The sequence below is a fragment of the Parafrankia sp. EAN1pec genome (genome assembly GCF_000018005.1).
GTDB lineage: Bacteria > Actinomycetota > Actinomycetes > Frankiales > Frankiaceae > Parafrankia > Parafrankia soli.
Map to the genome: position 1 here is coordinate 4,061,816 of NC_009921.1, position 12,159 is coordinate 4,073,974.

The following is a 12,159-nucleotide window of genomic DNA, read 5'->3' on the forward strand; positions in this document are numbered from 1 at the left end:
GCTGCGGGACAACGGGCTCTGCCGATGCAACAGTGCCCGCGCACTCGCACGAAGAGCAGATAGCGTAGACGGATGGACACCACTGACCATCATGCCGGCAGCCCGCTCCGCCGCATCAGCCCAGGTCGGCACGGGTGGCCGGAGTTCCGAAATCCCACACCTGCCGAGGCGACAAAATTATTAGTTTCTCGACTCGCCTAATTCTGACAGCAGAGTTGATAGTGCATATCGAAGTTAGCTACTGTAGACAGGCTAATCCAAGTACTGGCCCTACCTGGCGCGGGTGGAAAATTGAAGAATCGATGGACAAGTCTGTTCACAGCTCGATCGATTAGAGAATTTAGGTTCCTCATGAGGCCGGGAACTCCGACCCCTACAGGCGGGGTGTCCGCCGATTTGAATTTGGACGCGACACCAGAGGACATCGAGGCCTTTCTCCGTGCCACCGCCGGGCCCATCGCAAAAGATATCTATGCGCCCGCCGATCTACTGGATCGAGTCAAGAGCGCATATCGGCGCTACCACTGATGTCCGTGGTCGGATCTGCGACCACGGGAACACCCTCAGGAACGCCCACAGCCGGGTCTGGTTGTGTTTCGCGACCGCCAGGTAGTGGGTATTCGTGCGGACGGGCTCTGTTGCATCGCAGAGTCTGCTGTCTGGCAGCTGCCGATCGGTCATGACCGGGTGATGCGTCGACGTCGTACGCGCCGACATCCTCACGCACGCGCGGGCACGCCACCTGCCCCGCCGCGCGTGCACCCGCAGCCCGCGCCTTCGCCGGGGACGCCGCGGAAGAGTGCAACCAGTAACCGTCGGCCCGGCCCGCACGCGGTCGCCGGTTGCCCGCTGTGTCCGTTGCCGGATGGGGTCAGGTAGACGCTTCCTCGCCCGGGATCGATTACCTATTGTAACCGACGCACCTTTTGTGTCGCTATCGACTGATACAACTATTATGTCGAGGCATTGCCGGTGGCATGTGTGCGCATTGTGTGCGCGGATGCTCCGGCACGGCGCGGCATCGGCCGGCACGTTCCGGCACCGAAAACGCCCTGACCTCGGATTTTGCGGCACGACGCGGCACGTTCCGGTATGCTCGGATACGCGGTGTTTCGTCTTGTAATCGAATGGCTGATGCGGGTGGGGCCTTGCGTCGGACTGTCCCCGACCCGCGGTTGGCCACCTTCATGATCGTCAGTTGGCGGTGACGAGTCGTGGTCGGGGAGGGTTCGCAGGACTTACTCCACTGGGATCTGATGCCCGTGACGATGAACCGCCAGCGGCTGTCGTGACCGTGCGCAATCTGTTTCTGGCGTCCCTGGGGGTCGTCGGCGTCGAGGTACTTGCACCGAAGGGGCATCTGTGACCCCAAACCAGAGATCAAAGAGCCAGCTCGTCAACCTGCGGGGGATAGGCGTACGGGTCCAGTCCCCCCTCGGACACTCTTAGTAATCAATCGGCTACCTAAAATAGCTTTTCTCCCTTTATAAATTCCACGCTCTGTGGTCTGGTCCCAGAGCAGTGTTGATGTGGCGTGTGGGGCTCCAGAACCCCGATTTGGGCGGTGACCTGCGCGTCTGCCTGCCGGGCAGGGCCCATGTCGGGCAGGCTGGATGATCAGGGTGTGGTTACTGCTCTGTGCCCTGGCACGCAACGTTCTCGGACTGATGCTGCTCCGGGTCCGCGGAGACACTGCACGGGACATCGAGCTCCTCGTCCTGCGATGACAGGTGCGACGTCCGACGCTGGAACCAGCGGATCGGGTGCTCCTCGCAGCCCTGTCCCGGTTGCTACCCCGAGCCCGTCGGGACATCTTCTTCGCCACCCCCGCCGGGCGTGTCATGCGAAGGGCTCTGGTGCACATTCGGTGGTGACCGTGCGTTAGTGCCGGTGGGTGGGTGTCGGTCGGCCGTCTAATCGGGCAGCTCGGCGTCGGCACGAAGCCCGGCGATCTGCGGCGCGAGACGCCCAAGCCTCGTGATGCGGGGCGAAACGGACGTCAGGCTGCTATTCACGTTGAGTCACCACCGAATGTACACCAGAGTCGATCTTGAAGCAGGCCCCACTTTGGTCGTGTCCGGCGTTCGTCTACGCTTTGTGGCCAAGTCAACGTGCCGGGGGGCCACGTGGGTGAGGACGGGCGACGTTTCCCGACGGGCGCACTGGTCGAAGGCCGAGCCAGCCGAAGGCGCGGGGTCCGCCTGAACCGCTCCGCCTGCCGCGTCGTCACGGCGCTCGCCCTCGCCACCTCGTTGCTTCTTGTCGCCTGCGGTGGGCATGACCGGCCGCCGGACCCGCCGGGCCAGGACGGCGGCGACGTGAACGTGGAGCCGGCACGCGCGACCGTGCTGCGCCTGTCGTCCGGTCTTGAGGTGACGGTGCCCGCCGGCGCCGTCGACCGTTCCGGAACACTGCGCGCGGCGTCCGTGCCAGCGCCGTCGCCCGCGCCGGACAGGGCGGACGTCGTCGGACCGGTCTACGACATCACGCTTGACGACACGTCCCTGACCGGCCAGGCGACCATTCGACTCCCCGTGCCCCTCTCGCCGGCCGCCACCGGTGCGCCCTCCGCCTCCGCGCCGCCGCACAGTCCGCTCGATGTGGCGCTGCTCGCCTACTGGGACGCGTCGCGCCGGGCGTGGAGCCCCGTCAACGGCGGCTACGACCCGCCAAGCCGAACCGTCACCGCCACTACCGACCACCTCTCGCGCTGGGCTGGCCTTCGGCCGAGCGTCACGGCGCTGGACGGGATCGCGAGCTCGGCGATGGACCATGTGATCGGCGTGGCCGACCGGGTTCCCGCGCCGACCTGCCCCGGGGATCCTGGGACAGCCGGCGCGCGGGTGACGGCCACGGACGGCAACCTGCTGCGTTGGTGCGCCGGCAGCCAGGACGGCGCGCCGCTGCTGCGTCTGGCCAACAACCGGGGGTTCCCGCTCGTGGCCGAGGTCCCGGCCGGCTGGTCGGTCGGGCCGACCGAGGGTGGCGACGAGATCACGGACATGGTTGTCCAGGCCGTAGCCGGCGCCTTCGCACCCGCACCCGCCGGCTTCAGGAACGTGGTGCTCCCGGCGGGTACGACGGTGGAGATCCGCGCCCCCCGCGGCGCGTCGGGAACGATCAACACCCGACCCAATCCAGGCGCCTACCTGGCCACGGCCTTCCTCTTCGGCATCGACACCCTGACCATGACCTTCGGCAAGCTGCCGTTCGCCCCACCCGTCGAGACGTCCAAGACCCTGCGCGCCGTCGAGAAGCTTTCGGCCAGCAAGGCGTGCGTGATCAGCATGAACGAGATCGCGAAGGCGGACGTGTCGACCGCGAGTGGCGTCGGGACGGTGTTCTGGTCGGCCACCAAGCTCGCCGCCGAATGCCTCCGCGAGCAGTGGGCCATCGCCTACGGGCTCACCGGGAGCCTTGCCGCCTTCCTCGTCGGTACCGCCGCCTGGCTGATCGAGGGTGCCCAGCTCACGCTGGCCGGCCTACAGGGCGCGGTCAACAGCGCCCTGTACTGGCGCGGCTTCGGCATCACCGTGTCCGCCGACGCCTCGTCCCAGGGCCTCCGGCACACTGACCTCGCGAACATCGGCTACCCGGCGGGGGTCTGCGGTTCCACCGGCCGGGTGGCCGTGCGGCACGGAACAGGCTCGGTACGCGATCAGAGCGGCGCCGCGTGGACCTTGGAGCCCGCGCTGCCCGCCCGGTTCGCCGACATCGACGGTGACGGCGCCGAGGACGCCGTCCTGCGGATCCACTGTCGCCCCGACCCCGATGGGGCGGCACGGTACGACGAACTCGCCGTCCTCGGCGGCCGGCCGCCGGCCACCAGCCCCGGGCTCCTGGGAATCATCGACGGCGCCCACCACGGCTCCGGGATGTACGCGACGGACATCCGCGACTTCCAGGTCAAACCGGGGGCGGTCGTCGTCGAGGAAGGATTCTTCAACGAGGGCGACCCGCACTGCTGCCCCTCGGGCCACGTCACCGTCACCTGGCGTTGGACCAGCGGAGAGCTCGTCCGCGGCTAGAGCTCGCCCCCGGCGGGGATACAAACGTTCGTGGAGCGTGTCGCCGCCGGACGTGTCCCGTACGTGCATTTCCTCTCAGCCAGCGCGGATGTGGATGCGGCCTTAGCTACGTCCACATCACCTGCTGGGCCGGCGTGAACGGGGGCGAGGCGAGTGACGAAGGTGCTGGTGTCCGGTTTCGAGCGTTACGGCACAACGCCGGTCGACCCTGCGCAGGGCGTCGCCGAGGCGCTCGACGGCACGGAGATCAACGATGCGGCGATCATCGGGCTGGTCGTACCGAGCAGATGGTTCGACTGCATCGACGTTGTCACCGGCGCTATCGACCGGACCGCCCCAGACCTTGTCGTGATGCTGGGCGAGTATGGCGGACGATCGATGATCACTGTCGAGCGCATCGCCCAGAACCTCAACGACTCCGCCCGCTACGGGGTGGCCGACAACGGCGGCAGGGTAGCAGTGAGGCTTCGCCTCGGACCGCCGAGCAGGGTGGTTGGGTTGGTGCTCCTGGTGCTGGTGGGAGCATCCTCACGACCGTAGCCGTGTCAGGAGGCCGGTGATGGGTGCGCATACGGTGACGGTCAGCGAGGTGCTCGACGGACATGTGGCGCTGGACATCCAGTGCCTGGACCGGATCTATCTCAACGCCTATGTGCCGATACTCCAGACATCAGGGCAGATGGTGGCGTTCCTGTCCAGCCATCTGGGATATCCGTTTCCGTCGCCAGCGCTGTTCAACCAGATCGGGCAACGGTTCCGACGGGCGGTGAACTCCTACGCCGAGGCCAACGGTATCCCGTGGGTGCGTTTCGGTAAGGACGACGTGGGCGGCAAGCTGGAGGTGATGCGTCCGTACCTGGACCGCCAGGCCGCCACCGGCCGCTCCGGCGTCGCCGCGATCGGGGTGGCCCAGGAGTACCAGCGGGTCTGGACCGCCTACGAACACCACACGACCAGCGGAGCCGTCCAGTGGCGGTTCACCAAAGCCGACCGACGGGTCAGCGTCTACTACTTCTACCTGTGGGACGCCGACTTCGGACCGGCGTTCGTCAAGGTCTGCACCTACTTTCCCTACCCGGCCAAGATCTGGCTGAACGGGCACGAGTGGGCGAAAAGGCAGGCGGCCCAGGCCGGGATCGGCTTCCGTGAACTGTCCAACGGGTTCGCCGCCACCGACGACCCGCGCGCCTTGCAGGACATCTGCGACCGGCTCGGACCGGGCACGATCAACGTGTTCGTCCAACGCTGGCTCGCCCGGCTGCCGCTGCCGTTCACCAGCGCCGACCGGGACGCCGGCTACTGGTGGGAGACCTCGATGCGCCAGATCGAGATCTCGCGCACCATGGTGTTCGACGCGCCCCGCCACGCCCGCGGCTTCTTCGAGGCCCTGGTCGCGGACAACCTCGACCTCGGCAGACCGCACAACGTCGAAATCATCTTCAACCGGCTCATCCGCCGAGACACCCGCGGCGTCTTCCGGACCGCGATCGACCGCCGCGACAACGGCGGTGTCATGGTCAACCTGTTCTACAAGCACTCCCGGATCAAGCAGTACCTCAAAGACGGCCGGGCCATGCGCATCGAAACCGTCATCAACGCCCCCCGAGACCTGGGATGCAACGCCCGCCTGCCCAACCTCGAAGAACTGCAGACCAAAGCCCGCGCAGCCAACCACCGGATCCTGGACGCCGAACGTGTCGGCCAGGGCTGCGTCCTCGCGAGTCCAGCCTTTGGGCGGATCGCACACCCCACCGTCGACCCCGACGGACAGCGGACCCCCGCCCTGCGGTTCGGTGACCCTCGGGTCATGGCCCTGACCGGAGCCCTCTGCCAGACACTGCTCGCCGCAACCGGCTTCACCAACAAGAACCTGCGTGTCCTGATCGCCGGGCTGCTCGGCAGCGACTACCGCCCCGGACAGATGACCTACGACCTACGCCGGCTACGCCTGGCCGGCCTCATCCGACGCCTGCCACACAGCAACCGTTACACCCTCACCGGCGAGGGCATCCGCATCGCGGTCTTCTACACCAAGGTCTACAACCGGCTCCTCGTCCCGCTCACCGCCGACCAGCCCCAGGCCCCACCCGAACTCCGCCACGCACTGCGCACCCTCGACCACCACGTCGACAACTACATCGATCACGCCCGTCTCGCACCCGCGGCCTGAAACGTGACACAAATCTGAAGACCCTAGCCCAGATCTTTCGCGCCTTGGCCAGGTGCGATCGCGGGCTGGCCTCCCACTCTGTTGATGTTGAGTTTTGCCGCTCGGTCCGGGTGTGACCGTGGCGGAGTGCCCCGGCTGTCGCGCGGGGTGGGCGCCCGGTCCACGTCCGGGTGGGGTTCCTTCTGGTCGGTGGGGTGGGAGGTCTGTGGTCGCGGGCTATCCGGGGGCGGGCAGTGCGCGCAGTGTGGTGATCGCCTGGAGGGCGAGGGGGGCCCAGGGGTGGTGCGGGGGCAGGTGCAGGGTGCTGCGGCGGGCGTGGTGGGCGAGCCGGCCTGCGAGCCAGAACAGGCGGTGGCGTAGCCGTTTCGGTTCCCAGCGTCGCGCGGGCTGGCCGGCGAGGGCGAGCATCTGGGTCCAGGCGATCAGATCGAGAGCGAGTGCGACAAGGGCGCACCAGATCTGGTTCTGGGTGAAGTCGTGCAGCGGCAGGTTGGTCAGACCGGTGTCCTTGGCGGTTCGGATACGGTCCTCGCAGCGGGCCCGGCGGCGGTGGCGTAGTTCGAGGTCGGCGAGCTGCCCGCGGGCGGCGTTGGTCGCGAACGCGGTGATCCGGTTGCCGTCGACGTCGGTGACACGCAGCTGCGCGCCGGGGTGCGGGCGTTCCTTGCGGACGAGGACACGCATGCCCGGTGGCCAGCCGGTCAGGTCCATCAGCCCGGACAGTTCGGCGACGAACGCGCCGGGCCGGGGCTGGCGGTCGGCGTCGTAGGCCGGTGTCCACGCCTTCGCGGGGATCTCGCCGATCAGCTGGGCGGCGTTGTCGGGCAGGGTGAACCCGACCGAGTAGGCCAGCCTGCGCTGGTGCGCCCAGGCGAGGAAGGCGTGGGTCCCACCGGCGGAGTCGGCGCGGATCAGTACCTTGCGGGAGCGGCGTAGCCGGGCCGGGAGCTGGGCGAGGGCGCCGGTGGCGACGGTGATGTGGTCGGCGGCGGTGTTCGACCCGGCGTTACCGGGGCGCAGCAGGACCGTCGCGGGTTCCCCGGTGCCGGCCTGGCCGTGGTCGATGAACGCCCACAACGGGTGGAACCCGAAGCCGCGTTTGAATGTCGGCGCCGCGTCTTGTTTCTCGGAATGGGCGGTGACCAGTGTCGCGTCGAGATCCACGATCAGCGGGTCGTGCACCGACACCGTGTGGTCGGGGGCGTGTTCCCCGGCCGCCGCCCATACCTGGCCCCGCGCTGCCGCGCGGGCCCGGTCGAGTGCCGTCAGGACCTTCTCGGCGTCGCCGGCGAGCCGGTCGATCGTGCGTGACACCGTCGGGTCCGAGGCCACCAGCCCGAACAACTCCGGCTCCGCGCGTAGCTGGGCGATGTCGGCCAGGCAGTCCCCGCCCAACGCCAGCGCCACGGCCAGATCGGTCAGTACCTTCGCCGGGTCATGGGTCGCCAGCGGTGACCGCCACGGCGCGAGCGCGTCGGACAGCAACCGACCCAGCCCGCTGACGCGGACCGTCTCGGTCAGCAGCACGCTGCCCGCCGCCGACACGACACCCCGCCCGGCGGCGTCGATGCGGACAGAGGGGTAAACACCGGTACTCTGCACCATGAAGGTGCTCCTTGGATTGGAACGGATCAGGTCCTAGACAAGCCCGATCCTCCCAGTTCAGGAGCACTTTCCTATTTCCGACACCCCAACAGACGATCATCGCCGTGAAAGCCGGAGGCTAGCGACCAGAGATCGCAAAGGGGGGTCCGGGTGAACTCCTTGATCCAGATCATCGAGGCGCGGAGGTGGAGACCGGCGAGGTAGCTGCCCGGGGTCTTGTCGTAGCGGGTGGCGATTCCCCGCCAGGCCTTCAACTTGTTGATCAGACGCTCGACGGTGTTCCGCTCCTTGTAGAGGACGGCGTCGTGGCGGACGGGCCGGCCGCCCCTGCTGCCCTTCTTCTTCCGGTTGGCGGCCTGGTCCTTCTTCTCCGGGATGACCACCTTGATACCGCGTTTCCGCAGGTAGGCGCGGTTGCCGCGGGACGAGTACGCCTTGTCCCCGGCGACCGCGTCGGGTCGGGTGCGGGGACGGCCGACGGGCCCGGGGACCCGTACTTTCGCCAGCACGGGGATGAACTGCGGGCTGTCCGCGGCCTGCCCCGCGGTCAGGACGAACGCCAGCGGGCGGCACCTGCGGTCGGCGGCGAGGTGGACCTTGCTGGTCTGCCCGCCCCTCGACCGTCCCAGCAGAGCAGCTTTCAGCCGCAGGCCGTGCCGGCGCCGGATACGTCGTCGCTCTTCCCGCTCGGGGTCGCATCCGGCGTTCTGCCCGTCTTGTCCCTCCGAGTCGCCCCCTTTTCCCGGGCCTTCTCCTCCTCGACAGCGGCTTTCTCCAAGGCGGTGATGACGTCGTGGCCCAGGTGCATCCCGGCAGCATCGTGGTGGGCCTGGGCGGTGGTGGAGTCCACACTGACCAAGGACAGGTCCACCTCACCCCGCTTCGCGGCCTCGGCGACCATGCCCTCCAGCAGGGCTTCGAAGACACCAGCGTCCCGCCACTGCCGGAACCGGTTGTGGACCGTCGGCCAGGCACCGAACTCCGCCGGCATCTCCCGCCACTGCCCACCCGTCCGAAACCGCCACACCACCCCCTCGAACTGCGCCCGCAGCCGCGCCGGGTACGGGCCGAACCCGCCGATCGGCAGGTAAGGCTCGATGAACGCCCACTCCTCGTCCGTCAGTTGCATCCGTGTCATGCAGGACGATCTACCGGATCAGACCCCACCACGAGGGCGAATCCCGCAGACAGATCACAACTCGACACGCGCCCTAGAGGACGACCTCACTGATCCGAACGGTCCGGTGGCGTACTGGTCGACCCTTCCGCTGCGCGCGATGGTCCTGGCGATGCGCCAGGCCGGCATCCCTGCCGACATCTCCGACACGCCCGGCACGTTGATGTGCAACCACCTCATGTACGGCGTGCTGCGATACGTCGCGACCCATGACCTCCCGCCCCGCGTCGGATGGATCCACATGCCCCACCTCCCGGAGGTGGCCGCACTGGATAGCAATCTCGGCGCACCGAGCATGTCGCTGGCGACGTCGGTCGCCGGAGTCCGGGTCGCCGTCTCGGCAACGCTGGAGCACGCGAGCGACGTCCACGCCCACGTCCACTCCCGGCTGCAGATCTGAGCGGGCACACTCGCATTGGCCGGACGCGCCGGCCCGCCTGGTCACCAGCCACACGGCGGTCATCCTCGATGGGGCGAACATCCGACCGCGTGGGAAGGCCGGGCCCGGCGACGCCGTCGGCGGGCCCGCTACGCGCCCGGCGTGCTCGTCCTGGTGTCGGCCAGCAGCGCCAGCAGGTCGTCAGCTTCCGGATCGCCGACGCGCTCGAAGATGTCGAGTGCCGCGCGCCAGTGGGCGCGGGCGGTCTCTAGGTCTCCCTGACGCTGGTTCACCCGGCCCAGGAAGTGCAGTGCCCGTGCCTCGCCGCGCAGGTGCCCGGCCGCCCTGTGCCGGGGAATGGAGCGCTCGTACCAGTCACGTGCCTCATCGAGGCGGTCCAGCGCCTCCGCGACGTCGGCGAGGTTGTGCAGTGTCATGCCCTCGCCGAAGGCGTCTTCGAGGGCCTGGCGGATCTCCAGAGCCTCCCGGTAGTGACGCTCCGCGGCATCGAACTGGTCAATCATGAAGTGCGCGGCGCCGAGATTGTTCAGGACCATTCCGACGTTGGCGAGATCGCCGAGGTCGCGGAACATCGCCAGCACGGCGGTGTAGTGCTCGATCGCCTCCGGGTACCGCTCAAGGTTGTCGAGGCTGACCGCGAGGTTGTTGCGCGCGACGGCCTCACCCTTCGGGTTCCCGAGCCGGCGATGGATGTCGATGGCCCGCTGATGGCATTCCAGGGCCTCTTCGTACCGCTCCTGGTCGTCGAGAACGTCGCCGAGGCCGCCGAGCAGCCAGGCCTCGGTCTGCTCGTCGCCGGATCGCCGCGCGCCCGCCAGGCTGACCTGCTGCAACTCGATCCAGTCCGCCCAACGGCTGCGGCGCTGGAAGAAGGGCCACGCCGCCAGCGCCAACCGACCGCAGAGGTCGTCGAGTTCGTTGCTGTACGCGTGGTTGGCGATGTCGAGCATCGTGGCGTACTCGTCGTCGAACCAGGCGAGCGCTTGGCTGGCCGAGCCGAACACGAGCGGCCGCACCACGGCATGTGGCGCGAGCGGCGCCGACTTGTCCGACGTCCGCCCCTCCACGAGGGTCGCGGCGGCGGTGCAGGTGGCCACGTACCAGTAGAGGATGCGCTCGACGGCAGCCCGCCGCTGCTGCGCGGGCTCGTCCCGGGTGCACAGCTCGCCCGCGTACAGCCGGAGCAGGTCATGGATGCGATAGCGGCGAGGGCGTTCCTCCTCGATCAGATGCAGCGCGACGAGCGTATGGAGCATCGCACCGGCCTGTGCCGTGGGCACGCCGACAAGCGCCGCGACGGCGTCGTCGCTCAGCGATGGGCCCCGGTGGAGACCAAGGAGCCGGAACACTCGCTGCTCGACCGGGCGCAGCCTCAGATAGGACCAGGAGAACACGCTACGAACGGCGGCGTGCTCGTCGGAGTCCCGCGATAGCACGTCGATCCGCGCGTTTTCGTCGGCCAGCTCGAAGACGGCGTCCGCGATGTCGAAGCCAGGCCTCGTCAGCAGTCGGACCGCCGCGATCCGCAGCGCCAGCGGAAGGTGTCCACACAGCTGCGCGAGCCGCTCGGCCGCCGCGAGCTCGCGTTCCACGCGGACCTCGCCCAGAACCTGCCGCAGCAGTGCGGTCGACTCGTCCGGGCTGAGGACGTCCAGCGAGATCAGGCGGGCTCCGTCGCGTACCGCCAGCCCGCTCAGTCTGCTCCGACTGGTGATCAACGCGAGGCAGGTGCCGGCGGGCAGAAGCGGCCGAACGTGTTCCACGTCGAGGGCGTTGTCCAGGACCAGCAGCGTGCGGCGGCTTCCCGTCAGCCGCCGGTACAGCAACGAGCGCGCCTCCAGCGTCATCGGGATGTCGGCATCCGTGACGCCGAGGGCGCCGAGCAGCAGGCCGAGCGCCCGGCGCGGCTGCATCGGCAGTGTCGGTGCGTACCCTCGCAGGTCGAGGTAGATCTGGCCGTCCGGGAACCGGTCCTTGACCCGGTGGCCCCAGTGGACGGCGAGCGTGGTTTTCCCGACGCCGGCCGTCCCGTCCACCGCGGAAATGACCATCGTCGATGTGCCCGGCCCGAGCATCGCGTCCAGCTCGGCGATCTCGCGCCTGCGACCTGTGAAGTCCCGGATGTCCCTGGGCAGCAGGGCTGGTGTTTCATGTCCTGGACGAGCTGGTTGCGGAGCCGGCGGACGAGGCGTGGGCTGCGACCCGTCCGGGCGGCCGTTCCCGCCGCGGGCGGGGAAGGGTGGCTCACCAGCGGGCTTCTGCCGACCCGCGCGGGCGCCGTCTATCCGGGTCTGCAGACGCGCCAGCGCGCCGGCCTCGTCCAGTCCGAACAGGTCGATGGGAACGACGCCGCCAAGCAGACCTTCCGGTTCACAGGCATCGATCCTGACCGGAATCAGCCTGCGGGTCAGCCCATCGGGATCCCTGCGCCACGCTGCGCGCCATTCGCTCTGCACCGAAGGTGCGCGAAGATATGCCGCCGACAGCACGGCGAGCGTCCTCACCGACCTGCCGACGGCGTCGTCGATGAGGCGATCGCGGCTCGATCCGGCCACGGCGTCCCACGCCTCACACAGGACGCGATAGCCCGCAGCCTCCAGATGCCACGCTATCCACTCGGCCCACTCGACATCGTCCGCCGCATAGGACACGAAGAAGTCCCAGCCGGCTTCCTCGCCCATTTCTCGCCCCCCGAACACCTGGGACTCTGCGCGCACCACAGTCCGGCGGGAGCCACGGTAGCAGGAGGTCTGGAGGATTGGTGACGGGTCACCGCGCC

5 protein-coding genes and 2 pseudogenes are annotated in these 12,159 nt (G+C 68.5%); 4 read left to right on the top strand and 3 right to left on the bottom strand.

What is annotated here, in order from left to right; genetic code table 11:
- The first annotated feature begins 2,126 nt into the window (after positions 1–2,126).
- From FRANEAN1_RS16610 to FRANEAN1_RS16620, 3 genes are all read left to right on the top strand, one after another.
- Positions 2,127–4,028, top strand: a complete 1,902-nt coding sequence (locus tag FRANEAN1_RS16610) for a hypothetical protein (RefSeq protein WP_020460977.1) — start codon at positions 2,127–2,129, stop codon at positions 4,026–4,028.
- A gap of 168 nt (positions 4,029–4,196) precedes the next feature.
- Complete coding sequence (locus FRANEAN1_RS16615; RefSeq protein ID WP_198145530.1) at positions 4,197–4,568, top strand: hypothetical protein; 372 nt, start codon at positions 4,197–4,199, stop codon at positions 4,566–4,568.
- Between the two features lie 19 nt (positions 4,569–4,587).
- Entirely contained in the window at positions 4,588–6,198 is a 1,611-nt protein-coding gene (locus FRANEAN1_RS16620; protein WP_020460979.1) for a hypothetical protein, read from the top strand.
- Positions 6,199–6,414: 216 nt separating this feature from the next.
- Here FRANEAN1_RS16620 and FRANEAN1_RS16625 read toward each other — a convergent pair whose 3' ends face one another.
- Both FRANEAN1_RS16625 and FRANEAN1_RS38955 read right to left on the bottom strand, forming a co-directional pair.
- On the bottom strand, positions 6,415–7,803 hold the full coding sequence (locus FRANEAN1_RS16625; RefSeq protein WP_020458361.1) for an IS1380-like element ISFsp14 family transposase: 1,389 nt from the start codon (positions 7,801–7,803) through the stop codon (positions 6,415–6,417).
- 161 nt (positions 7,804–7,964) lie between these two features.
- Positions 7,965–8,941 (bottom strand): annotated as a pseudogene (locus FRANEAN1_RS38955) (IS5 family transposase); the annotation flags it as partial.
- A 37-nt stretch (positions 8,942–8,978) separates the two neighbouring features.
- Here FRANEAN1_RS38955 and FRANEAN1_RS16640 point away from each other — a divergent pair.
- Positions 8,979–9,380 (top strand): annotated as a pseudogene (locus tag FRANEAN1_RS16640) (pyrrolidone-carboxylate peptidase); the annotation flags it as partial.
- Between the two features lie 128 nt (positions 9,381–9,508).
- On the opposite strand, the gene FRANEAN1_RS16645 reads toward FRANEAN1_RS16640, so the two are convergent.
- The gene (locus FRANEAN1_RS16645; protein ID WP_020460983.1) at positions 9,509–12,061 is read right to left on the bottom strand and encodes a tetratricopeptide repeat protein; all 2,553 of its coding nucleotides are present in this window, start codon (positions 12,059–12,061) and stop codon (positions 9,509–9,511) included.
- Positions 12,062–12,159 lie beyond the last annotated feature (98 nt).

What these genes read in the sequence shown, in the direction of transcription:
- FRANEAN1_RS16620 (WP_020460979.1), top strand. Translation starts at nt 4,588, where the DNA reads ATGGGTGCGCATACGGTGACGGTCAGCGAGGTGCTCGACGGACATGTG.
- FRANEAN1_RS16625 (WP_020458361.1), bottom strand. Translation starts at nt 7,803, where the DNA reads ATGGTGCAGAGTACCGGTGTTTACCCCTCTGTCCGCATCGACGCCGCC.
- FRANEAN1_RS16645 (WP_020460983.1), bottom strand. Translation starts at nt 12,061, where the DNA reads ATGGGCGAGGAAGCCGGCTGGGACTTCTTCGTGTCCTATGCGGCGGAC.